General features: G+C 30.0%; 21 protein-coding genes, 2 pseudogenes and 1 riboswitch. Of the genes and pseudogenes, 3 read left to right on the forward strand and 20 right to left on the reverse strand.

The window, feature by feature from the left end:
- Nucleotides 1-266: 266 nt before the first annotated feature.
- The 14 genes and pseudogenes from moaA to HF850_RS05005 form a co-directional block, all read right to left on the reverse strand.
- Nucleotides 267-1,250: a GTP 3',8-cyclase MoaA gene (gene moaA / locus HF850_RS04940; protein WP_169104366.1), complete on the reverse strand. Its 984-nt coding sequence runs from the start codon at nt 1,248-1,250 to the stop codon at nt 267-269.
- Entirely contained in the window at nt 1,244-1,765 is a 522-nt protein-coding gene (gene mobB / locus HF850_RS04945) for a molybdopterin-guanine dinucleotide biosynthesis protein B (protein WP_169104367.1), read from the reverse strand. Before mobB ends, moaA begins: the two co-directional genes overlap by 7 nt.
- Nucleotides 1,749-2,237, reverse strand: a complete 489-nt coding sequence (moaC, locus tag HF850_RS04950; RefSeq protein ID WP_169104368.1) for a cyclic pyranopterin monophosphate synthase MoaC — start codon at nt 2,235-2,237, stop codon at nt 1,749-1,751. Before moaC ends, mobB begins: the two co-directional genes overlap by 17 nt.
- Nucleotides 2,238-2,257: 20 nt before the next feature.
- Nucleotides 2,258-3,466, reverse strand: a complete 1,209-nt coding sequence (gene glp, locus HF850_RS04955) for a gephyrin-like molybdotransferase Glp (RefSeq protein WP_169104369.1) — start codon at nt 3,464-3,466, stop codon at nt 2,258-2,260.
- Nucleotides 3,467-3,469: 3 nt separating this feature from the next.
- On the reverse strand, nt 3,470-4,495 hold the full coding sequence (locus HF850_RS04960) for a molybdopterin-binding protein (RefSeq protein WP_169104370.1): 1,026 nt from the start codon (nt 4,493-4,495) through the stop codon (nt 3,470-3,472).
- 235 nt (nt 4,496-4,730) lie between these two features.
- Nucleotides 4,731-4,903, reverse strand: a riboswitch (molybdenum cofactor riboswitch).
- A 16-nt stretch (nt 4,904-4,919) separates the two neighbouring features.
- Nucleotides 4,920-5,492: a molybdenum cofactor guanylyltransferase gene (locus HF850_RS04965; RefSeq protein WP_169104371.1), complete on the reverse strand. Its 573-nt coding sequence runs from the start codon at nt 5,490-5,492 to the stop codon at nt 4,920-4,922.
- 35 nt (nt 5,493-5,527) lie between these two features.
- Nucleotides 5,528-6,469 carry a TDT family transporter gene (locus tag HF850_RS04970; RefSeq protein ID WP_169104372.1) on the reverse strand — a complete coding sequence of 314 codons (942 nt, stop codon included), beginning with the start codon at nt 6,467-6,469 and terminating at the stop codon, nt 5,528-5,530.
- Nucleotides 6,470-6,561: 92 nt separating this feature from the next.
- Nucleotides 6,562-7,791 (reverse strand): annotated as a pseudogene (locus HF850_RS04975) (FAD-dependent oxidoreductase).
- Nucleotides 7,792-7,794: 3 nt separating this feature from the next.
- On the reverse strand, nt 7,795-8,211 hold the full coding sequence (locus HF850_RS04980) for a 4Fe-4S dicluster domain-containing protein (RefSeq protein ID WP_169104373.1): 417 nt from the start codon (nt 8,209-8,211) through the stop codon (nt 7,795-7,797).
- An 11-nt stretch (nt 8,212-8,222) separates the two neighbouring features.
- A complete protein-coding gene (locus tag HF850_RS04985; RefSeq protein ID WP_169104374.1) occupies nt 8,223-10,295 on the reverse strand; it encodes a molybdopterin oxidoreductase family protein in 2,073 nt (690 codons plus the stop codon).
- A 227-nt stretch (nt 10,296-10,522) separates the two neighbouring features.
- Nucleotides 10,523-11,500, reverse strand: coding sequence for a sulfite reductase subunit C (asrC, locus tag HF850_RS04990; protein ID WP_169104375.1), 978 nt, complete (start codon nt 11,498-11,500; stop codon nt 10,523-10,525).
- A 15-nt stretch (nt 11,501-11,515) separates the two neighbouring features.
- Nucleotides 11,516-12,307, reverse strand: coding sequence for an anaerobic sulfite reductase subunit AsrB (asrB, locus tag HF850_RS04995; protein WP_169104376.1), 792 nt, complete (start codon nt 12,305-12,307; stop codon nt 11,516-11,518).
- On the reverse strand, nt 12,308-13,315 hold the full coding sequence (gene asrA, locus HF850_RS05000; protein WP_169104377.1) for an anaerobic sulfite reductase subunit AsrA: 1,008 nt from the start codon (nt 13,313-13,315) through the stop codon (nt 12,308-12,310).
- A 158-nt stretch (nt 13,316-13,473) separates the two neighbouring features.
- Complete coding sequence (locus tag HF850_RS05005) at nt 13,474-14,163, reverse strand: Crp/Fnr family transcriptional regulator (protein ID WP_169104378.1); 690 nt, start codon at nt 14,161-14,163, stop codon at nt 13,474-13,476.
- Between the two features lie 255 nt (nt 14,164-14,418).
- Between HF850_RS05005 and modA the strand changes: the two genes are divergently transcribed.
- The 3 genes from modA to HF850_RS05020 are packed head-to-tail and all read left to right on the forward strand — an operon-like array spanning nt 14,419 to nt 16,976.
- Entirely contained in the window at nt 14,419-15,204 is a 786-nt protein-coding gene (gene modA / locus HF850_RS05010) for a molybdate ABC transporter substrate-binding protein (RefSeq protein WP_169104379.1), read from the forward strand.
- Between the two features lie 30 nt (nt 15,205-15,234).
- Complete coding sequence (gene modB, locus HF850_RS05015; RefSeq protein WP_169104380.1) at nt 15,235-15,912, forward strand: molybdate ABC transporter permease subunit; 678 nt, start codon at nt 15,235-15,237, stop codon at nt 15,910-15,912.
- Between the two features lie 2 nt (nt 15,913-15,914).
- Nucleotides 15,915-16,976, forward strand: a complete 1,062-nt coding sequence (locus tag HF850_RS05020; protein ID WP_169104381.1) for an ATP-binding cassette domain-containing protein — start codon at nt 15,915-15,917, stop codon at nt 16,974-16,976.
- Between the two features lie 119 nt (nt 16,977-17,095).
- Here the strand turns inward: HF850_RS05020 and HF850_RS05025 are convergent, their stop codons facing one another.
- From HF850_RS05025 to HF850_RS05050, 6 genes and pseudogenes are all read right to left on the reverse strand, one after another.
- Nucleotides 17,096-17,410: a hypothetical protein gene (locus HF850_RS05025; RefSeq protein ID WP_169104382.1), complete on the reverse strand. Its 315-nt coding sequence runs from the start codon at nt 17,408-17,410 to the stop codon at nt 17,096-17,098.
- 11 nt (nt 17,411-17,421) lie between these two features.
- Nucleotides 17,422-17,748 carry a hypothetical protein gene (locus tag HF850_RS05030; RefSeq protein ID WP_169104383.1) on the reverse strand — a complete coding sequence of 109 codons (327 nt, stop codon included), beginning with the start codon at nt 17,746-17,748 and terminating at the stop codon, nt 17,422-17,424.
- A gap of 175 nt (nt 17,749-17,923) precedes the next feature.
- A complete protein-coding gene (gene aspS, locus HF850_RS05035; RefSeq protein WP_169104384.1) occupies nt 17,924-19,723 on the reverse strand; it encodes an aspartate--tRNA ligase in 1,800 nt (599 codons plus the stop codon).
- A 404-nt stretch (nt 19,724-20,127) separates the two neighbouring features.
- Complete coding sequence (gene hisS, locus HF850_RS05040; protein ID WP_169104385.1) at nt 20,128-21,387, reverse strand: histidine--tRNA ligase; 1,260 nt, start codon at nt 21,385-21,387, stop codon at nt 20,128-20,130.
- Between the two features lie 95 nt (nt 21,388-21,482).
- Nucleotides 21,483-22,919 (reverse strand): annotated as a pseudogene (locus HF850_RS05045) (coproporphyrinogen III oxidase).
- Nucleotides 22,920-23,003: 84 nt separating this feature from the next.
- Nucleotides 23,004-23,600 carry an MBL fold metallo-hydrolase gene (locus HF850_RS05050; RefSeq protein ID WP_169104386.1) on the reverse strand — a complete coding sequence of 199 codons (597 nt, stop codon included), beginning with the start codon at nt 23,598-23,600 and terminating at the stop codon, nt 23,004-23,006.
- Nucleotides 23,601-23,629 lie beyond the last annotated feature (29 nt).

The raw sequence follows: 23,629 nt of genomic DNA on the forward strand, positions 1-23,629 counted from the left end.
CCTCTTCTTTCAATTTTCTAAATATGTTTTTTAAATATTTATCGCATTCTTAGTCTATATTTATATCTATACAATTAAAATAATCTTTAATTTAAAAATTATTCTTCTATATACTAAATTATCTTTTGCTCAAAGCCTCATTCTCCAAGCAAATATATATATTCTTATATATACATATTCATATATTTCTATATTTTTATATTCTTCAAAATATATATTTTTATATTTATCAATATATTTCTTTCGCAGATAGTTGCGAATTTATACTAGCCTCCTATTTGAGACATACCCTTCTTTTCTTTTTCTTCTTCCTTATCAATAATCAAATTGAAGCTATGTTCTTCTGGCTTATTATAAATTGTATTCTTTATAGCTTCTAATATTTCTTCATCACTTTTTCCACTTCTAAGAAGTGTTTTAATATCAGTTCCTATATTATATTGAAGACATGCTTTTAGGAAGCCTTCACATGTAAGTCTTACTCTGTTACAGTTTTCACAGAACTTATGATTAACTGCACTTATAAAACCTATCTTTCCTTTATATCCTTCAAGACTATAATAATTACTTGGTCCATTGCCTAATTTTCCATGGTAAGGTGTTAGTTTTCCTATATTTCTTTCTACTATTTCTATAATTTCTTCATCAGTAAAGCCATCCATGTTTCTTCCAAGACCTATTGGCATTACTTCTATAAATCTTATACTTATATCGTTATCCTTACAGATATTGATTAAATCTAAAAGTTCCTCTTCATTTTCACCTTTAATTGGCACACAGTTTATCTTCACTTTTAAATTCTCGTATGTAAGGCACTTCTTTATGCCATTCATTACTTTATTAATATCACCTAGTCTAGTTATTTCTCTATATTTATCTTCTTTTAATGTATCTATACTTATATTAACTGCATCTAATCCTGCATTTACTAAATCATCAATTTGATCTTCAAGGAGTATACCATTTGTAGTCAATGTAACATTATCTATACCATCAATTTCTTTAATAGTCTTTATAAGCTTATGTGCATCTTTTCTTACTAAAGGCTCTCCCCCTGTTATTTTAACTTTGCTTATTCCTATTTTAGCAAACAGCCTACATAATCTTACTATTTCTTCATAAGATAAGATATCATCATGTTCCACAAGTTGTATACCTTGTTCTGGCATGCAGTATACGCATCTTAAATTACATCTATCTGTAATTGAAATTCTTATGTAATCTATTTTTCTATTATAAATATCTAACATATCCTGCACCTCCCTATATAATCAATTAATAATTCTACTATTGAATCTATATCATTAATATCTATAACTCTTAAGTCACCATTATTACTTTTTAATTCTTCAATATCACTTACAACAGCTAAAAGAGTTTCCTTTTTACATACGCTCTCAGAAGAATTTCCTTTTCGTATTATTTCTATCTTTGGATAATCTGAAAATTTAAATCCTTCTAAAAGTATTACATCACAATCATCAAAATATGAAATAAGTTCATTCTCATAAGTATTCTTTTGTTCTTTTATTATCATAAACTTATTTTTTGAAAAGATTGCTGTTCCATATGCTCCTGCTTTTCTATGCTTAAAAGTATCTGTTCCTTCAATATCTGCATCAAAGTCATGACCATCATGCTTTACTGTAGCAACCTTAAGTCCTTCACTATTAAGCTTTGGAATTAGCTTTTCAATTAATGTTGTTTTTCCTGAATTTTTAACACCACTGACTGCTATTAATACAGGCTTATTTTTCTCTTTCATTAATGAATTCTCCACTTTTTCCACCTGTCTTTTTAGCTAGGTGAACTTCTGTAATTTCCATGGTCTTATCTATTGCCTTACACATATCATAAATAGTTAAAAGTGTTACATTTACTCCTGTAAGTGCTTCCATCTCAACTCCAGTTTTTCCGTTAACTTTAACAGTACATATTGCTTCAATATATTTTTCATCTTCATTTACATTAAAATCAATACTACATTTTGTTATCATAAGTGGATGACACATAGGTATAAATTCTGATGTTCTCTTTACACCCATTATTCCAGCAACTCTTGCTACTCCAAGTACATCGCCTTTTTCTACTGCATCATTTAAAATAGCATCCATAACAGCTTTATTTACAAGTATTTTTCCTTTTGCTATAGCAACTCTTTGAGTAATATCTTTTTCTGATACATCTACCATTATTGCATTACCTTTACTATCAAAATGAGTTAATTTATTTTCCATGTCTACCTTCCCCTTACATATTAAATTAATATTATATCTACAGTATCTCCAATTTCTAATTTTTCCGTACCAGGCTTTATATCTATTAGGGCATTACAGCCAATCATTGATGAAAGTACTCCTGATGAATGCTTTTTATCTAATAATTTTACTTTTCCTTCATTGTAATACGCTCTTACAAATCTTCTTATCCTGCTCTTCTTATTAAATTCACTTTCCATTACTCCAGTAGTTCTTCTTATATTTATTTGTGAGTTTCCGCTCATTTTTGACAATACTGGTATTCCTAAAATCTCAAAAGTTGCAAGTGTAGCAAATGGATTTCCTGAAAGACTTAATATTGGCTTATTATCATACATTGAAAATATAGCTGGAGTTCCTGGCTGTAAATTCACTTTCCAATAAAGCATTTCTGCTCCTATGTAAGGAAGTGCCTCATGTAAAATATCCTTCTTACCTACTGACACTCCTCCAGTAGTCATTACAATATCAGATACCTTCATAGCTTCTTTTATTTTATCTCCAACAACTTTATAGTCATCGCCTATTATTTCACATTTAGTAAGCTCCATTCCTAATTCTCTTAGTCTTGCTCCAAATAAATGCATATTGCTATCATATATCTTTCCTTCTAAAAGTGGCTTTCCTGGTTCACTTACTTCATCACCTGTTACAAAAAGAGCTATTTTTAACTTTTTCTTTACCTTTACTTTGGAATATCCCATACTTGCTAATATTCCTATATGTACATAAGTTAATACTTCACCTTTTTTCATAATAAGTGAATTTTTCTTTATATCTTCACCTTCAAATATGTAGTTAGCATGAACCTTAAGTTCTTCATATATTTCAACCTTCTCCATACCTTCATCAGTATTTTCTTGTCTTATTACACAATCAGAACCTTCTGGCATTTTTGCACCTGTCATTATTCTAATAGCTTCACCTTTTTCAAGTGTCTTTTCACTATAACTTCCTGCAAATACTTCATCTACTACTTTTAAAATAACTGGATTTTCTCTTGATGCTCCTATAGTATCTTCTGCTCTTAACGCATAACCATCTAGTGGTGATCTGTCAAAAGGAGGATTGTTTATCATTGAATAAACATCTTCACCTAGAACTCTACCATTAGCATCTTCAATATTTAATTCTTCATATTCATTTATTTCATGTACATGAGCTTCCATAATAGAAACTGCTTCTTCAAGTTCTATTCTTAATTTCATATCTTATACTCCTTTACCAAATTCACATCTTGGATAAGTACATACTTTACATGAGAAACATAATCCTCCATGTCCCATTCTGTTAATATCCTTTTTAGTTACTGTTACTCCTGCTGCAACTCTTGGAAGTACTAAATCTAATGCAGTAGCTCTTGAGAACATAACACAACCTGGAAGTCCCATAATTGGTGTACCATCTTCAAAATATCCTAGAAGGAACATTGCTCCTGGTAAAACTGGTGCTCCATATTGAACAATATTTGCTCCACTCTTTTTAATAGCTCCTGGAGTAAGATCATCTGGGTCTACGCTCATTCCACCTGTACAAAGAATTAAGTCTGCTCCACTTTCCTTTATTTCCTTTATAGCATCTACTATCATTTCATTTTTATCATCTACGATTTTATGCCAGCCTACTTCTATTCCATATTCTTTTAATTTATTTACAACTACTGGAGTAAATGTATCTTTAATTCTTCCATGATATACTTCACTACCTGTAGTAACTATACCAGCTTTCATCTTCTTATATGGAAGAAGTTCTAGAAGAGGTTTATCTCCTGCTACTTTTTGAGCTTCTTTTAATTTCTCTTCTTCTATTATTAAAGGTATAACTCTTGCACCTGCAAGTTTATCTCCTTTTTTAACAGCATAGTTTGTATGTCTTGTAGCTATCATAATATCATCTAAATCATTTATTGCATTAAGTCTATCTACATCAACTCTAAAAAGACCATCAATATCTGCTTTAAGTTCGATTTTACCTTCTTTTATTTCTGTTCCAGACATATTATCATTTTTGCATATATCATAAAGAATTTCTGCAGCCTCATCTTCATGAAGCATTCCTTCTTTCTTTTCCCATACATATAAATGCTCTTTCCCTATTGAAAGAAGTACTGGAATATCTTCTTCTGTTACTACATGCCCCTTTCTAAAAGGAGTATCCTTCACTACATCCTTTACTATTCTAGTTATATCATGGCAAAGTACATGCCCAACTGCATTTACTGTTTCTATTTGTTTCATCTTTTATCACCCTTCACTAAAAATGCTGACTTTTCATTTCCTCATTAGTACCAGGAGATGAAAAGTCAGCATTCTTTTTTACTAACATTATCATTAATTATTCAAATTAAAGCCTCTAAATTTAAGCATTAAATATATCTAATTATTTTTTCATCTATTACAAAATATATATTTTTTATCTTTGGTGAATTGACTATATAACAAATATTCTTTCATAACTTATATTTAGTAAGACTTTAATTTAAATAATACTCCTTTTCAAAGACGGAAGGCTGCATGGTTTCCCATAGAACCCTGAAGCAATATTTATCTCATGTTACGCAAACTTAATACAAAATATTGCTTGACAAAAGCATCATAGACATTTCATTAATCCTTAGACACAGTTGTTCGGAGATTATTTAATTTTTAAATTGAATTATTTTTATTTATTTAAATTCTCATATTCTTCTGGATTGTTTACATTAATAAACAGATCATTATCTAAATTGCATTCTGAAATAGATAATACTTTTCCATCAAGTTTTTTAACAAGGTTTTGAAGTTTATAATTCTTATTATCTATCATTTCTTTAATAATCGGAAGAGACTTTTTGGAATAAATACCTCCTAGTGGATAAACTCTTCCTTCATCATCTTTAAAAACTACGCATTTGTCTTCTGGTTCTATGCTATTTATAAGAACTTCTATAAGGTTTCTTTTTATTTTAGGCATATCACATGCAATTACAAAAACATAATCTTGCTTTATAGTCTTTAAGGCAGAATATATTCCCCCTATAGGACCAATTTCCTTAAATTCATCTTCTACTAATTCATAATTTAAATCTCTATACTTTTCCTTGCTATCTACAGAAATATATATTTTATCAAAAATATCTAATTCCGATATTATATTTTCAATAAAAGTTTTATCTTTGTATTTCAGAAAAGCTTTATTATTTCCGTTCATTCTGCTGCTTTTTCCACCAGCTAATATTAATGCACATATTTCCATAAGAAAATCATCCTTTAAATAATATTATTAGTTGTCTATGCTGTCTTTTTAAACGGCATTCTTAAGAAATTATATAAAACATAACTTATCATAGCTGTTGTCATATATATCTGTATTCCACTTAACTGCTTAATCATATATCCTAATGTTTCATATCCTAAAGAAGTCATAAGGCCGCTCATCTTTAATGAAGCAAAAATTCCTATAGCCATAGGGAATGTAATCCCCGCAAATCCTGGATAAAAAGCAAAGGAAAAGAACTTTGGTAACTTATATATTATAAATGCTAATGCACATAATACAGCAATATATAATGCTGATATTAAAATCAAGTTTGGTTCTTTAATGAAATTTATGTAACCTACAACACAAAGACTTGATGGTGCAAGCACTACAGCTTGAGTATGATAAAATCCATCCTTTATAGGATATTTAGCTAATCTGTATATCATAAATGGTATTATTAATACAAATACAGCTATTCCATAATAAACTATTATTTTGCATAATAACGGTTCATTCATAACTCCTCCTAGAACTGTAGAAACCATTATACCGTTATATGTAACAAACCAGCTTGGAACAAAAGTGTCCCTATCTACACCTTTTAATACATTTCTGTATGTAAATACTAATATATGTATTGCATGAAGTGCTATTGCTATAAGCCATAAAGCTTTACCAAATCTAGGAGCAAAATCAAATATAATAGCTCCAAGTATCATCATTATCATTGTATATCCAGCATAAAGACTTGATAATACAGTATTATTATACTCTTTTATTACTGTTTTAGTATGAAATATTATCTTTATTAAGAAAGCAATCAACACTGCTGCAGCTGCAATCATAGTAATATCTCTTACCCATGTATAACCAAAGCTAGCATAAACATTTGAAAGAGTGCAAGCTCCTACCATTGTTGGAAGAAGTGGCACTGGTATATTCTCTAATTTCTGAAAAAATGTCTTACTCATCAATATAAATTCCCCTTTTACCTGTAATTATCTATCATAATATAGAGTAATTAATTTCTAAAATTTTATACACCATTTATTAGAATACTCTATTATTTATAATCAAATTGAAGATCATCTTTTTCATAGAAGAAATCTGAGTAATCTAATTTAAATAATGATTTACTGAATTTAGATATATCTAAACCTCTTCTTATAATTTGTAGTAATACTCCGCCATATGCTATATCACCTTGAAGTATAGCTCCATATATCTTTCCATCTTTGTGGATTATCTTCTTATAGTTTCCTTTATCATCACTTTTAGTTTCAACTTCATAAGTATCATCTGGTGGTGTATTTATTCCTATTGACATTGTTGGAATACCAAAGAAATTCATAGTAGTTTTAGCTCCAAAGAAATCTGTCATTTCTTCTTCTACTCCACACATATTACTTGCTGCTACTAATGCTTCTTTTGTAGCTACAGGCCATATTGAATTTCTTCCAGTTACATCTCCTGCACCATATACATCTTCAACATTAGTTCTACCAGATGGATCTATTATTAATCCGAACTTATCGCATTCTATTCCACTGCCTTGTAAGAATTCCATATTAGATCTTACCCCTGCACAGCATATTAATAAATCACAAGGTATTCTTTCACCAGTAGTTAATTCTATTTCAGTTATATTTTCGTCTTCATCAACTATTAATTCTTTTACACCTTTTTCATAATGTTGAATTACACCTTTAGCTGCAAAAGCTTTTTCATAAGTAGATGCTGCTTTTTTATCTAATTGAAGTGAAAGCATTCTGTTTTGGAATTCAACTAATGTTATAGTACAATCAGTATCTAAAAGACCTTAAATAACATCTATTCCAACAAGACCTGCCCCCATAACTACAATGTTCTTGCAAGTTTTAGACATTTCCATTATTGTTTCACAGTCATCTAAATTACGGAATCCAATTGCATTCTTTGCAGTTTGTAAATGTGGTACTGGTGGGAAGAATGTATGTGCACCAGTAGCTATAAGAAGCTTATCATATGCAACGCTTTCTCCATTGTCCAATTTTACGCATTTTTCATTTATATCAACTCCAGTAACAGTTACACCTTTAATCCAGTTGATGTTGTTGTTTTCTATGAAGTTATCTTCAACGAATTCAAGTGTCTTAAGAGTTCTGTGACCTTCCATATATTGATGCATAATACATCTTGAATAAATTTTATCATCCTTAGATATCATTATTATTTCTGCATCTTTATCTAATTTTCTTATTTGTTTAGCTCCTTTTGTTCCAGCAGCTGATGCTCCTATTACAACATATCTCATAAATTAAACCTCCTGTAATGTGATAGCACCCATTGGACATTTTTCAACGCACTGTGGTCTGCTTCCATCTTTTGCACTACAGCTAACACACATATCACATTTCATGATTTCTTTGTATTTTAATCTGTCAGCCTTAAGAACTCCGTAAGGACATGCCATTACACACATATAACAGCTTGCACATCTATCTTTATCATATAAAACAAATCCTGTTTCATCATCTTTTGTCATAGCACCTGTCATACATGTATAAACACATTCTGGCCTATCACAATGACGGCAGAATACAGGTGTTTCTTTACCGTTACTATCTTGTGTTACTCTATTTCTTGAATCACAACTATCATGACTTACAGTACATGCTGCGACACAAGTAAGACAGCCGATACACTTACTTCTATCTATTTTAATTCTCTTCATAAAAGTCCCTCCTAAAGTTTTTCTATATTAATTGGTGTAGTTTTATATGATGGTTCTTTTGAATATGAATCATATACTGATGGAGTTAATCTGTTACATTCTATATAATGCATTGGAGCATATAATTCTTCATATCTTTGATTATCTGTAACTCTTACTACGAATTCTGAGGCTTGACCATTTATAGAATTAACTTTTATTACATCGCCTTCTTTAATTCCATTGTCTTCAGCTAACTTAGTATTCATGAATAAATAAGCTTTTTCACGAGCCAAATCTGCAACTGCTCTTATTTCTCTTGTTCTAGTTTGAGTATGCCATTGACCTACTGTTCCTCTTCCTGTATTTAATACTAGTGGGTACTCTTCAGTTGTAGGTATTGGATTTTCCCTTACAGTTTCAAATACGAATTTAGCTTTTTTGCTTGGTGTATAATAAACTCCATCTTCAAATAAACGTCTTTCATCTTCTTTTAATTCATCGCCTTCTCTAAATGGCCATTGAATTCCCTTTGAATCAACTAAATTATCATAATCAACACCTGTTATATCACATGGCATGTTTCTTGAACATTCCTTCATAAGGTTAAATACATCTCTTGGAGTTTGCCACTTATCTAGTAAGCTTCCCATTCCTAATGCTTTACCAATTCCAAGCATTACTTCAAAGTCAGTCTTTTCATTTTCTTCTCTATCTAAAGCAGGTCTCATTGCTGATAAACGTCTTTCAGTATTGATATATGTACCTTCTTTTTTAATTCCTGAAACTACTGGTAAATAAACATCACAGATTTGTGCTGTATCTGTATCTGCATAAATATCTTGAACAACAAGTAATTCTAAGTTATCTACAGCTTTCTTGAATGTTTCATTGTTAGTCCATGAATGTCTTGGATTTGTACATACAACCCAAAGAGCTTTTATTTCACCTGAATTTATTCTTTCAATTATTTCGTTATAAGTAGCAGTTGGTTTTTCTGCAAGTACGCTTTCATCTACGTTTAATACTTCAGCAACTCTCTTTCTTCTTGCTTCATTATTAAAGTCTCCACCACCATAAAGTCCTGATGTATTACTAAATAATCTTGAACCCATAGCATCACTTTGACCTGTAAGTGAATTTGCACCAGTTCCTGGTCTTCCAATGTTTCCTGTCATAAGAGCTAAATTGATTATAGCTTGGGCTACTCTAACAGCTTCATAGCTTTGGTTAACTCCCATTGTCCACCAAAATGAAACTCTTTCTCCAGCATGAATTAATTCTACAAATTCAAGGATTTGTTCCTCAGTTAAACCTGTAACTTCAGCACCTTTTGCTAATGTATAATCTTTAGCAAACTCTTTGAATTCTTCATATCCTTCAGTATATTTTTCTATATATTCTTTGTTTACATAATCTTTTTCAATTATAAGATTTGCAACTGTATAGAATAAAGCTAAATCGCTCTTTCCTTTTATTCCATACCAGTGATCAGCATGTATTGCTGTTTCTGATTTTCTTGGGTCAATAACAATAAGCTTTTTATTTGTATTTTTTCTTATTCTTCCCCAGAATATTGGATGAGCTACTACTGGATTAGCTCCAATTAAAACTATAGTATCTGAAAGTTCTGCATCCTTTAATGTATATGGAGGTGCATCAAATCCAAAACTTTGTTTATGTGCTACAACAGCAGTTGCCATACATAATCTTGTATTACCATCTAAATTAGTCTTTAAATGATTTCTCATTATATGACCAAGTAAAGCAAATTCTTCAAATGGAAGCTGTCCTGTGCTTATACCAGCAACGCTTTCTTTTCCGTACTTTTCTTGGATTTCAAGGAATTTATCAGCTACATATTTATATGTATCATCCCATTCCATACTTTTAAATGAACCATCTTCTTGTCTTATCTTTGGAAGCTTAGTTTCAGGTATAACAGTATTTTGTCTGTCTAATGAAAGCCCCTTAATACAAGAAAACCCATCATTTACTGGATAATTTTTAGTTGGTACAACTTTTATTATTTTATTGTCTTCAACATGAAAATCTATATTACACGCTAACGCACAATAATTACAAGTTGATTGAACCTTTTTCATTTATTTTCCTCTTTTCTTTTTTAGTCGTATATATAAATCTATTTAATGTATTAAAAAACATTAAATAAGCTTTATATCAAATTATTAAAACAATCCATAAGTGATTTAAGAGCAAAGCTAGATATAATAGCTTTTAAAGCTATTATATCCAGCTTTTATCTATCATCATAACAGTTAAATTCCAAATTAAAAATCTAAGCTGCTACTCTTTGTAAAAACATTAACTATTAATTATCTATTGAATTGAAATTAATTCCGCTCCAATGTAAACAATGCTTCATAATAGTCTTAGGTCCTAGTTCTACACCATCAAGAGCCCATTTTTTATATTCTTCGAAACCAACTCTATCAATTATATAACCAATATGTTCTTTTCTAGCTGGTGCATTTGGATCTATATATTTATCTACAAATTTATAAGTATTTAATATTATCTTCTTAATACTTTCTTCATCAGCCCATATTAAGAAGTCTTCACCTAGTCTTGGATTTTTCTTACCTGTTCTACCCATAAGAGTAAGCTTGTAATACTTTTCCTTACTTCTTGTGAAAGCTCTAGTTGGACATTTAGTCACACAAACTCCACATCCAATGCACTTTTCTTTATTTCTAACTACTCTGTAGTTTTCTACTGATAAAGCTCCAACTGATAACTGCTTACATGCTTTAACACAAGCTCCACAGCTTACACATCTATCCATATCATATTGTGGTTCAGTCATACCTATTATTCCAAAGTCATGCATTCTAGCTTTACCACAGTCATTTGAGCATCCTGTAAGTCCTATCTTGAAATGTAGATCATTTGGGAATACTGCTCTTTCTATTCTTTTTGCAAATTCTGCTGTGTTATAGTTAGCAAATGGGCATACATTATTACCAATACATGCTGTTATATTTCTAGTACCAGATGCAGTGTATCCTTTATCAGTTTCTTCTAAATTGATTTCAAGGCTTTCTATTATTGGTTGAAGCATTTTAGTGACTTTATCCATATCTTCATATCTGATACCTTCTATTTCAAAACCTTGTCTTGTAGTTAAATGTACTAATCCGTTACCATACTTATCTGCTATTTCTTGAACCATTCCAAGAACTTCAGATTTTAAAAGTCCTCCTGGCACCCTTATTCTTGAAGCACCAATACCTCTTACTTTAGAAACTCTGAAAGCATTTTTCTTAAGTTTTTTTGTATTAATATCCATAATTCAAACCTCCTATTAATCTACTAAATTCTTACCCTTAGTGTAATTAAATACTGGTCCATCTAAGCAGATGTAGGTATCATCCATCTTACAATGTCCACACTTTCCTAATCCACAGCACATTTTTCTTTCTTGAGAAATCCAAATATTTTCTTCTGGAACTCCTCTTTTTAATATTTCAAGAACTGTAAACTTCATCATCATTGGAGGTCCTACTACTATAAATGCGGTATTATTTACATCTTTTATTTCTAAATCTGGTATAAAAGCAGTTACAAGACCTGTGTGTCCAGTGTATCCCTCTTCTGCTTTATCAACTGTTACAGTTAAGTTGATTTTATCTTTCCATGCTTCTAAGTCTTTTTTGAATAATATATCTTCTGGAGATTTAAATCCACAGATTAAATTAAAGCTTTGTGCTTCATCCATATGTTTAGTGAAGTATTCTACAACACCTCTTACTGGAGAAAGACCTGTTCCCCCTGCTACAACTGTAATTTCTTTACCTTTGTAGTCATTAACATCAAATCCATTTCCATAAGGTCCTCTTAAAAATAATTTGTCTCCAACATAATTTGTGAATATTTCATTTGTAACTTTACCAACTCTTCTTATTGTTAAATCTACAGTTCCATCACCTATACCGCTTACAGATATTGGTGCTTCTCCAAACTTTGGTATAGATACTTCAAAGAATTGTCCTGGCTTTACATCGCCTTCATAAGTCATTCTGAATGTATACTCAATATCTGTATGCTTAATTACTTCTTTAATTTCCGATATAAATGGGATATATTCGTTTTTCATTTATTCCACCTCTTTAATAGCATCTTCAAGTTTGTTTACACAGTTTGAGAAAGATATATATTCTGGACATACATCATCACAACGTCCACATCCTACGCACATATGATATCCAAAACGCTTTTTATAGTCATAAACCTTATGCATTACCTTAAATCTCATTCTGTCACCTTGTGGTTTTCTAAATGATATACCACCTGCCATATCTGTATATCCATTGATTTGGCATGAAGCCCATATTCTTCTACGTTCTCCAACTTTTCCGTTATCTCTGTAGAATATATCTTGCATTGTGAAACAAGTACATGTTGGGCATACAAAGTTACATCTTCCACAACCTATACATCTTTCAGTATATTCATCCCACATCTTAGAATTAAATACTTTAGTAGAAATATTATCTGGGATATTTACTTTGACAGTATTTTCACTAACAAAGTCAGGTGTAACCTCTTCTTCTTTATATTGCTCTGCTTTTATTAAATCTTCTAATTGACTCCACTTACAGTCAATAGTAGCAAAATCACCATCTACTTTGATATATGCATCATATTCATCTGTCTTGTTGCTTCCCATATTTACACAGAAGCAGTTTTCAAATGTTTCTGTACATCCCATAAGAATAAACTTAGTATTTTCTCTAAGTCTCTTATAATAGAAATCTTCTGGGCCATTATTTAAATAAATTTGATCCATTCTCTTTAACGCATGTAAATCACAGCTTCTTAAGAAAACTATTGCTCCTTTTTTAGGTGCACTTGGCACTGTCACTTCATCTTCTGTAAAATAAAATAAAGTTTGAGTTATAGGTGTTAAAACTTCTTTAAATGAATAGTCTGACTTTTTATCAAAAACTATTTCTTCTAATTTTGAAATTTCACCATACCTTATAACATCAACATCAGAAAAAGTTCCATCTCCTTCAAATACTTTTGGCGCATAAATATTATAATCTTTAGATAGATTATCAAATATTAAGTTTAAGCTTTCATTTACTATTTTGTAGCCCATCACAATACTCCTTTTTTCATTTTGTTCTAAAAATTTTATTTGTTATTTTTTTCACTTACACAAACGCAATTTAAAATCTATTCAAATGTAAATTCCTATAAGAATTTCTCACATACTCTTATTATATTAGAAACAAAATATAAGCACCGTGATTTAAATCACAGTACTTTAAAGTAATCCGACAATTTTTGCAAATCAAATATATATATTTTTTTATTTTTATATTCTATTAAATTTTTCTCTTGAAGATTTTTTATTGTTCTAGATACTGTCTCTCTTTGACTTCCTATTAAATCCGCCAAATATGTTATAGATATATCAATATTAACAAGTATCCCTTCTTCACACTTTACTCCATAATCCTTTCCAAGCTTATATATTTTTGCCGCAAGTCTTTTTTCAATCTTTACAGATGATGGTGTATTCTTAAGCTGTCTATACAACCTTCTAGTCTTACTTGATAATGATATTATTATACTTGTGCACAAATCAAAATCTTCTTTCATCAATTCAATTAATTTATCTTTATTTATTCCAAGTATACATGCTTTTTCAAATACTTCGCAGTTTATGGAAGCAGGAAGTCTCTGCAATATTACTTCATTAATAATTTTTCCCTGCCCTAGCATAAATATGACTTTTTTCTGGCCACACTCATTTATTTTATATAATGATACTATTCCCTTTATTACAAAATAAATAGTAGATACTTCTTCTTTATCTTGAAATAATATTTCTCCTGCCTTATAATTTTTTACGTCACTTTTATTCAATATTTTTTCTATTGTTTCTGATGAAATGTTGCTAAATGCCTCTAATTTTTTTAGTTCATTAACTTGAACTTTCATAATAAACACCCACTTTCACAGATATAAATTATTTATTTCAACAAAAACATTAAACAATTTATATTTATATAATATCTTATTACACAACTCTTTTATTCTATATCTACTATTATACATTATCTATTATTATACATTTTTTAAATAATATTTAAGATTATTGAATAAAATATTTATGAGATATTTATTTGACATAATTATCAAATTAACAATTAGCACTCTTATTTAACGTAAAATTCATACTAAGGAGGATTTATAGTGAATAAATCAAAAAAACTCACCTTATTAATTTTAGCATGCACTTTCTGCTTATCATTAATAGGTTGTAACTCAACAAACACTAAAAATACACAAGAAAAAAGCGAATTAACCATTTCTGCAGCTGCAAGCTTAAAAGAAGCTATGGCTGATATAGAAAATGAATTCAACTCAGAAAATCCTAATATAAAACTTACATTTAATTTTGGTTCTTCTGGCTCATTACAAAAACAAATAGAACAAGGTGCACCTTGTGATTTATTTATATCTGCTGGCGAAAGTCAAATGGACTCATTAGAAAATGCAGGTCTTCTTTTAGATGATACTAAAAAAGATTTAGTAAAAAATGCTTTAGTTTTAATCATTAATGAAAATACTACTGTAAATTCAATTGAAGATTTAACATCTGACAAAATAAATCATATTGCAATGGGTGAACCAGCAAGTGTTCCTGCTGGAAAATATGCAAAAGAAGTATTAACTAACTTGAATTTATTTGATGTCTTACAACCAAAACTAGTATATGCTAAAGATGTAAAAGAAGTTTTATCTTGGGTAGCATCAAATAATGCAGATGCAGGATTTGTATACAAGAGTGACACTTATGGAGTTGACTCAATTAAAATAGTTGAAACTATTCCTGAAGAATATCATTCTCCAATAAATTATCCAGTTGCAATTGTTAAAGATAGTAAAAATCAAGATACTGCAAAACTTTTTGAAGATTTCTTATTCAGTGATAAAGCAAAACAAATCTTCGAAAAATATGGATATATTGCTTTATAATAATTATGTACTTAAATTAAGGAGATTTTCATGGCTAATAATATTTCACCTTTAATAATTTCTATAAAGACAGCCTTTCTTTCAACGTTTATAACTTTCTTTATAGGAATATTTATCTCTTATAAGATGGCCAACTATAATGGAAAATTCAAGGGACTTATTGATGGTATACTCACACTTCCCTTGATACTTCCTCCAACAGTAGTGGGATTTTTCCTTCTACTTTTAATTGGTAAAAATGGTCCCATAGGAAAACTATTTATGTTAATGAATAAATCTATCATCTTTACATGGAGTGCAACTGTCATAGCTGCTACAGTAGTATCATTTCCAATGATGTATAGAACAAGTCGGTCAGCTTTTGAACAGATAGATACAAATATAATATATGCAGCTCGTACACTTGGTCTCAGTGAGTTCAAAATTTTTTATAAAATTGCTATCCCTCTTGCATTCCCTGGAATAATAGGCGGAATTGTACTTGCCTTTGCACGTGCTATAGGTGAATTTGGTGCTACACTTATGATTGCTGGGAATATTCCTGGAAAAACTCAAACTATGCCCCTTGCCATATTCTTTGCAGTTGAAGGTGGAGATATAAAAACAGCATTTATATGGGTTATTACAATTGTAGCAATTTCACTTTCATCTATTTTAATCTTAAATTTCTGGGCTGATTATCAAAGTAAACTAATGAGGAGTAAATAATTATGGGATTGGATATAAATATAGAAAATAATCTTTCCTCTTTTATATTAAGAGCAAACTTCAAACAAGAACACGGTATATTAGGACTTCTAGGAGCCTCTGGTTCAGGAAAAAGTATGACTTTAAAAGCCATAGCAGGATTAATTAAACCAACTAAGGGATACATAAAAATAAATAACAAAGTTCTCTTTGATTCTGAGAAGAAGATAAACCTTCGTCCTCAAGAAAGAAATGTTGGATTACTATTTCAAAACTATGCACTTTTTCCTCATATGACTGTTGCTCAAAATATAGAATGTGGAATAATGAAAATGGATGAAAGTAAAAGAAAAGCTTTAGTTGAAGATTACATAGAACGATTTAAACTAAGTGGACTTGAAAAACGTTATCCAAAAGAACTTAGTGGTGGTCAGATGCAGAGAGTCGCACTAGCAAGAACACTAATAACAAATCCAGATATACTGCTTTTAGATGAGCCATTTTCAGCTCTTGATATTAATTTAAAAAGCACTATAGAACGTGATTTAATATCTATTTTAAAAGAATACAATGGAATTGTTCTTTATGTAACACATGATATTTCTGAAGCATATAGAATATGTGATGAAATTATAGTTTATGATAATGGAACTGCCTTGAATAAAAACGATAAAGACTATTTATTTAATCATCCTGAAAGCATAACTGAAGCTAAAATAACTGGATGTACAAATATATTTAAAGCCTATAAAAATACCTCTTCATCAATATATGCTGAAGATATAGGTTATTCCTTTTACGTAGGTGATAATATTACAAAAAATATAAATTATATTGGAATACGAGACCATAATATAATAATTTCATCTAACCTAAATAATCTAACAGATATAGATAATAATATATTTAAATTTAAAATAGTTGATATAATTGAAAACCCCTTTACTTATACACTTATATTAAAAAATCCACTTAATACTTTTAATGAAACAATAGAAGCTGAAGTATCAAAAGACAGTTTTTCAAATAAAATTAATGATATAATATATGCTCAATTTAAAAGCGAATATTTATTTTATTTTTAATAGATTATTTATACTATGCATAGGCTATTTTAACAGCATACCTAATAGCCTATACATAGTATTTTAATTAATGCAAGAACTATGGTTGTCCTAATAAATATAAATAGAATATAAATCTTTTATTTTATTCTCTCACAAATCTTGTCTATTCCACTTATAACATCTTTCAAAGAAGAAATCTTATCATTTATTTTTGTACTATAATCTGAATCAATACTATAAACTTTTTCAAATATATCTTTTATTTTTTCTTCACTCTCACCATTTTTGTCTATTAATTTTTTATAGTACTTGTCTATATTGCCACAATAATCATCTTTATTTATACCACCAGCAAAGTCTTCGATTCTATACCATATATCCCACTTTGTAAAGTTAATAGGATTCTCTCCTTCAACTTCTTTTACTAAACCTAAAAATTTTTCTCCATTCATCAGCAGTCAAGTCATGAGAATCGTTGGGGGTCATCAAGCTTTTCTACACCTTTATTCTCTAACTTTTTAATAACACTTTCCAATGTCTGTCCGGTATTTCCTTCGTCAGTAATTGATTTTATATATAACATATTATTTACAAGAGCAAGCTCCGTATCAGTTAATCTTTTATTTCTGTGAGTTATATTATAATCCAAATCACTTTTAGCACTTATATATTTTCTTCTAAATACATTTAATAGCTCGAGTTCTTCTTCTAACTTTTTTAATTCTTTTTCTGCATTGGATTTTAACTTTCCATAATGCTCTATCTGTCTTCTAATTGATTGCCTGCTCATCCTCTCACACGACTTCTCCTTAAATTTATTATCCTCTATATTTTACTATCTATTGAATTTAATTACAATTTAATGCAATTAACATTCAAATATAAAACTTGTTACCATATCTTCTTTGAAAAAATATTTTTTGATAAAAAAATAGCACTGCTGATTAGCAGTGCCATTTTTATAATTATTCTTCAGTTTTTTCTTCTACTACTGGAGCTATAGAAATTCCAAGGTCAGTTAATTGTTTTTCTTCAACTACGTTTGGAGCTTCACTTAAATAACAGAATGCATTTTGATTTTTAGGGAATGCTATAACATCTTTGATGTTTTCAGTTCCAGCTAGGAACATAACCATTCTATCTAATCCAAATGCTAATCCACCGTGTGGTGGTGCTCCGAATTTTAATGCTTGTAATAAGAATCCAAATGAATCCCAAGCTCTTTCTTCAGTAAATCCTAAAGCTTTAAGCATTCTTTCTTGGATAGCCATGTCGTGGATTCTGATTGATCCTCCACCTAATTCTTCACCGTTTAATACTAAGTCATAAGCTTTAGCTCTAACTCTTGCTGGATCAGATTCAACAAATTCTAAATCTTCATCCATTGGTGCTGTGAATGGGTGGTGACAAGCCTTGAATCTTTCTTCTTCTTCGCTGTATTCAAAGAATGGGAATTCAGTAACCCAAGTAAAGTTAAATTCATTCTTATCTTTTATTAAGTCAAATTCTTTAGCTAAGTGAAGTCTTAATGCACCTAAGCTTTGTAATACTACAGAATCCTTATCTGCTACTATTAAAATAGCATCTCCTTCTTCTGCATTCATAGTCTTAACTATTGCATTAGTAACGTCATCAGTTAAGAATTTAGCTATTGAAGATTTAACTCCATCTTCTTTTAATTGAATCCATGCAAGACCTTTAGCTTTGTAAGTCTTAACGAATTCTCCTAATTTATCAAGAGGTTTTCTTCCTAAAGAAGCTCCACCCTTTAAGCATAATGCTCTAACTGATCCACCAGCTTCAATTGCTGATTTGAATACTACGAAATCCATATCTTTAACATCTTCAGTAATGTTTGTGATTTCCATTCCAAATCTTAAATCTGGTTTATCTGAACCGTATTTTTCCATAGCATCATTAAATGTCATTCTCTTTATTGGAAGCTTAACATCTACTCCTGCTACTTTCTTAAATACATATGCAATTAATCCTTCGTTTAATGCCATGATATCATCTTGTTCAACGAAGCTTAATTCCATATCTACTTGAGTAAATTCTGGTTGTCTGTTTGCTCTTAAATCTTCATCTCTGAAACATTTAGCTATTTGATAATATCTATCAAATCCAGACATCATTAATAATTGCTTATATAATTGTGGAGATTGTGGAAGAGCATAGAATTTACCAGGATAATTTCTTGATGGTACTAAATAATCTCTTGCACCTTCTGGAGTAGATTTTCCTAATACTGGAGTTTCTACATCTAGGAAATTATGTTTTTCTAAGTAATCTCTGATAGCTTTAGTTGTCTTACTTCTAATATCGAAGATTCTGTACATATCAGGTCTTCTTAAATCTAAGTATCTATATTTTAATCTGATATCTTCTGCAGTATCAAGATCTTCTTTTATTATTATTGGTGGTGTATCTGATTCTGAAAGAATCTTTATAGATTCACATTTTAATTCAACATAACCTGTTGGCATGTTTTCATTAATGCTTTCTCTTTTTACTACTTCACCAGTTACTGCTATACAGTATTCTGGTCTAACACCTTTAGCTTTTTCAAAAGCTTCAGCATTTATTTCTTCACCAAAAACAACTTGCATGATACCTGTTTTATCTCTTAAATCGATAAATTCAAGTCCACCAAGTTTTCTGTTTCTTTGAACCCAACCCATTAAGGTAATCTTTTGACCTACATGGCTTTCTCTAGGTTCTCCGCACATCATTGTACGCTTTAAGCCATTTAAAGCTTCACCCATTGTTACTTCCTCCTTTATTCAGTTAACAGTTAACAGTTAACAGTTAACAATTACGTAAAATATTCATTAGAATATTCTTTAATTTGTTTTAAGATATACCTAATCCATTCTAAAAAATAGCCTTGAATTAATTTCTTAACAAAAACAAATAAATTTCTCATAATATATAACCATTATTTTAAACTGAAACCGGCAAAACTACTTCACAGATAATTATTTTGTAGTTTTGAAAAACATCTTCTCTTTATTGTATAATAGAAATCAAAAATTTACAATTAGCAATACTATTTTATCTTTAAAACTATGATTTTACAATTATAATTTAAGGAAAATCCCTTATAAACTGAATATTTTTATCCGTTATAAGAAATTTTCCTTAACATGATTATAAATATTTAATTATACTATTTTTCAATTACAATATCAGCTATTTCTTGTAGGTTATCTAACGATACTTCAAATACTTCACCGTCACTCATTCTCTTTAAGCTTACCTTTTTATTAGCTAATTCATCTTCACCTAAAATAGTAGTAAATGCTGCACCTAATTTATTAGCAAACTTCATTTCAGCTTTTACGCTTCTTCCCATATGATTTATTTCACATTTAACACCTAATACTCTAAGTTCACTAGCAAGTTTGAATGCATATTTCTTTTCTTCTTCTCCTCTTGCTCCTATATAAAGATCAATAAAGCTTTCCTTTGGAATTTCTACACCCATTTTTTCAAGAGTCATTATTAATCTTTCAACACCCATTCCAAATCCTACAGCAGGCATTTCAGGACCACCAAGTTCACCTATAAGTTTATCGTATCTTCCACCACCACATACTGTAAAGTCTGAGCTAATTATTTCAAATATAGTCTTAGTATAGTAATCAAGACCTCTTACGATACCTGGATCTACTACGTATGGTATACCTAATACATCTAGATATTCCTTTACTGTATTAAAGTGATTTTCACAATCTTCACATACATAATCTAAAATTTGTGGTGCATCCTTTGTGATTTCATTACACTTTCTTTCTTTACAATCTAAGATTCTCATTGGATTTTTTTCAAATCTTGACTTACAAGTATCACAAAGACCTTCATAATTTTCTTGCAAGAATTTCTTTAATGCTTCATTATATTTAGCTCTACATGTTGGACATCCTAAGTTATTAATATGTAGGCTTAAGCTTTCTAAACCTAACTTTTTTAAAGTATCCATAGCTACTTTAATTGCTTCAACATCCATTGTTGGTTCTTTAGATCCAAACATTTCAACTCCACATTGATGGAATTGTCTAAGTCTTCCCTTTTGAACATTCTCATATCTAAATGCTGGTGTTATATAATAAAGCTTTGTAGGTTGTGCTTCATTAAATAATCTATTTTCAATAAAAGCTCTAACTGCTGGCGCAGTTCCTTCTGGTTTTAAAGTAATGCTTCTATTACCTTTGTCGTTAAAAGTATACATTTCCTTTTGAACTATATCAGTAGTATCACCAACACCTCTTAAGAATAATTCTGTATGTTCAAAAATAGGTGTTCTTATTTCTCTTATTCCATATGTTTTAGCTACATTTCTAAATACGTTCTCAATATAATGCCATTTGTAAGCATCTTGAGGAAGCATATCCTTCGTACCCTTTGGTGCTTGAATTTCATTTGCCATTTATCTATCCCTCCAAACTTCAGTTAATAGTTAACAGGTTACAGTTAACAGTTAAAGCTGAAAGCTTTTTTTCCTTAACTGCTAACTGATAATTGTTAACTGTCATATAGTGTGTTTAACAATTCTTTCTTTCCTTCAATCATTTCATCTATTCTTGTAACATATTCATGAAGATCCTTAAGGTTAGGAAATCTTTCTAGTCTATCTTCATCCAAGAATACAACTTTACTTACGGCAGCTGCTCCAAGTGCTATGATTGTTTGCCTTTCTTCTATCATCTGAATGTTATATATACATTCCTTATCCTCTTTAGCATACCCCAAATTCTCCATATTTCCAACCATATTTTTTTGCCTGTACATATAATATGGTGAAATATCTAAGTCTTTTGCCAATTTTCTGCTTTACTCGTACATTTTGACTATTTCTTCATGAGGAGTTACTTCTATTCCTTTTTCAAGAATAAATTTTTCGTACATTCTTGAGCCTCTTTTTAGTGCTAACCCATGTACTGTTATACTATCTGGCTTAAGTTTTTTTAGTTCTTCGCATGTATGAATCATTTCTTTATGACCTTCTCCAGGAAGTCCTATGATTATATCCATGTTTATATCTTCAAAACCAAGTTCTCTTGCCATTTTAAATTTTTCTTTTATATCTTCACTTGTATGAGTTCTACCAATAAGCTTTAATGTTTCATCATTCATAGTTTGAGGATTAATACTTATTCTAGTTACATTACAATCCTTCATAGTCTGAAGCTTATTTCTATTTAAAGTATCAGGTCTTCCACATTCAACTGTAAATTCACGAACATTTCCGTCTTTAATGAAATCATTGTAGATTTCATCCATTACCATCATGAACTCACCATCACTTACAGATGTAGGAGTACCCCCACCAAAATATATAGTTTCAACATTAAGACCTTTTTCTTTAACATACTCACTTATGCCCTTAATTTCCTTCATAAGGCTTTCTACATATGGCATTACCATTTTCTTATGTGTACCTATTGGATTTGCTGTAAAGGAACAATAAAGACATCTCGTAGGACAGAAAGCCATTCCTATATATATAGAAATAGTCTTACTATCTTTATTTACTATTCTTTCTTCAGCTTTTGCAACATCTATACATAATCTTGCCTTATCTTCATGTGCATAATACTTATTTTTAAATATTTCAATTACTTCTTCTTCAGTATTTCCTTCATTTAAAAGCTTTAATGCTATTTTTGAAGGTCTTATCCCTATTAATGTTCCCCATGGATGAATATCACCAGTAATATCCCTAAGACATACAAAAAGGAATCTTCTAAGGGACTGCTTAAGTTCTTCCCCTAAAGTTCCTTCTTTAAAATAATCCTTATGAGTAAAGCTTAACTTACCAGTGTTTTCATCAATACAAAATTTATAATCAGCTTCATTTTCATCTAAAAACTGAATATCATGCATTGGGAAATACACATTAAATAACTGATACACTTCATATCTAAATTTCATGTCACTTAAATATACTTTAATTTCCATAACATAATCCTTTCCTCAATCAATAGTTAACAAAACAGTTAACAATAAAATCACTGCTAACTGTTACTTGTTAACTGCTAACTGCTATAAGTATGGATTTCTAACTTTTTCAAATCCTATTGTAGATGATGGTCCGTGTCCTGGGAACACTTTTATATTATCACCTAATGGAAGAAGTTTAGTCTTGATACTACTTATTAATTCATGCATATCTCCACCAATAAAATCAGTTCTTCCAACTGCCCCTTGGAATAAAGTATCACCTGTAAATAATAAATCATCTACTAAGAAGCATAATCCACCTTTTGTATGCCCTGGTGTTTCTATAACTTTAATTGTATGATTTCCAAGAGTTAATGTGTCGCCTTCTTTTAAATATCCAGAAGCTTTAGGAATACTTCCATAAACAAAATTATCTTGTGACATATATTCTTCGTCTACTTTGCTTATATAAAAAGGTATATTTAAAGCTTTTGAAAGTTCTTCTACTCCATCAACATGGTCAGCATGCCCATGAGTTATTAATATAAACTTAGCTTTTAAGCCTTTTGATATAATTTCATTTTCAATCTTCTTAGCATTTCCGCCTGGATCTATAATTCCACACTCTTTTGTCTTATCATCTATTAATAAATAACAATTTTCTTCATACATTCCTGCTATAATTGATTCAACTACCATGATGCCTTCTCCTTCCACATATATAAAAA

It is taken from the genome of Clostridium sp. SM-530-WT-3G (genome assembly GCF_012843905.1).
Lineage (GTDB): Bacteria > Bacillota > Clostridia > Clostridiales > Clostridiaceae > Clostridium.

Excerpts from the sequence above, each read along its gene's own strand:
- hisS (WP_169104385.1), bottom strand. The coding sequence starts at position 21,387 with ATGGCAAATGAAATTCAAGCACCAAAGGGTACGAAGGATATGCTTCCT.
- moaC (WP_169104368.1), bottom strand. The coding sequence starts at position 2,237 with ATGGAAAATAAATTAACTCATTTTGATAGTAAAGGTAATGCAATAATG.
- HF850_RS04980 (WP_169104373.1), bottom strand. The coding sequence starts at position 8,211 with ATGAAGAGAATTAAAATAGATAGAAGTAAGTGTATCGGCTGTCTTACT.
- HF850_RS05050 (WP_169104386.1), bottom strand. The coding sequence starts at position 23,600 with ATGGTAGTTGAATCAATTATAGCAGGAATGTATGAAGAAAATTGTTAT.
- asrB (WP_169104376.1), bottom strand. The coding sequence starts at position 12,307 with ATGAAAAACGAATATATCCCATTTATATCGGAAATTAAAGAAGTAATT.
- HF850_RS04970 (WP_169104372.1), bottom strand. The coding sequence starts at position 6,469 with ATGAGTAAGACATTTTTTCAGAAATTAGAGAATATACCAGTGCCACTT.
- mobB (WP_169104367.1), bottom strand. The coding sequence starts at position 1,765 with ATGAAAGAGAAAAATAAGCCTGTATTAATAGCAGTCAGTGGTGTTAAA.
- modB (WP_169104380.1), top strand. The coding sequence starts at position 15,235 with ATGGCTAATAATATTTCACCTTTAATAATTTCTATAAAGACAGCCTTT.
- HF850_RS05005 (WP_169104378.1), bottom strand. The coding sequence starts at position 14,163 with ATGAAAGTTCAAGTTAATGAACTAAAAAAATTAGAGGCATTTAGCAAC.
- HF850_RS04965 (WP_169104371.1), bottom strand. The coding sequence starts at position 5,492 with ATGGAAATATGTGCATTAATATTAGCTGGTGGAAAAAGCAGCAGAATG.
- glp (WP_169104369.1), bottom strand. The coding sequence starts at position 3,466 with ATGAAATTAAGAATAGAACTTGAAGAAGCAGTTTCTATTATGGAAGCT.
- asrA (WP_169104377.1), bottom strand. The coding sequence starts at position 13,315 with ATGGGCTACAAAATAGTAAATGAAAGCTTAAACTTAATATTTGATAAT.
- moaA (WP_169104366.1), bottom strand. The coding sequence starts at position 1,250 with ATGTTAGATATTTATAATAGAAAAATAGATTACATAAGAATTTCAATT.
- HF850_RS04960 (WP_169104370.1), bottom strand. The coding sequence starts at position 4,495 with ATGAAACAAATAGAAACAGTAAATGCAGTTGGGCATGTACTTTGCCAT.
- asrC (WP_169104375.1), bottom strand. The coding sequence starts at position 11,500 with ATGGATATTAATACAAAAAAACTTAAGAAAAATGCTTTCAGAGTTTCT.
- HF850_RS05020 (WP_169104381.1), top strand. The coding sequence starts at position 15,915 with ATGGGATTGGATATAAATATAGAAAATAATCTTTCCTCTTTTATATTA.
- aspS (WP_169104384.1), bottom strand. The coding sequence starts at position 19,723 with ATGGGTGAAGCTTTAAATGGCTTAAAGCGTACAATGATGTGCGGAGAA.
- HF850_RS04985 (WP_169104374.1), bottom strand. The coding sequence starts at position 10,295 with ATGAAAAAGGTTCAATCAACTTGTAATTATTGTGCGTTAGCGTGTAAT.
- HF850_RS05025 (WP_169104382.1), bottom strand. The coding sequence starts at position 17,410 with ATGAATGGAGAAAAATTTTTAGGTTTAGTAAAAGAAGTTGAAGGAGAG.
- HF850_RS05030 (WP_169104383.1), bottom strand. The coding sequence starts at position 17,748 with ATGAGCAGGCAATCAATTAGAAGACAGATAGAGCATTATGGAAAGTTA.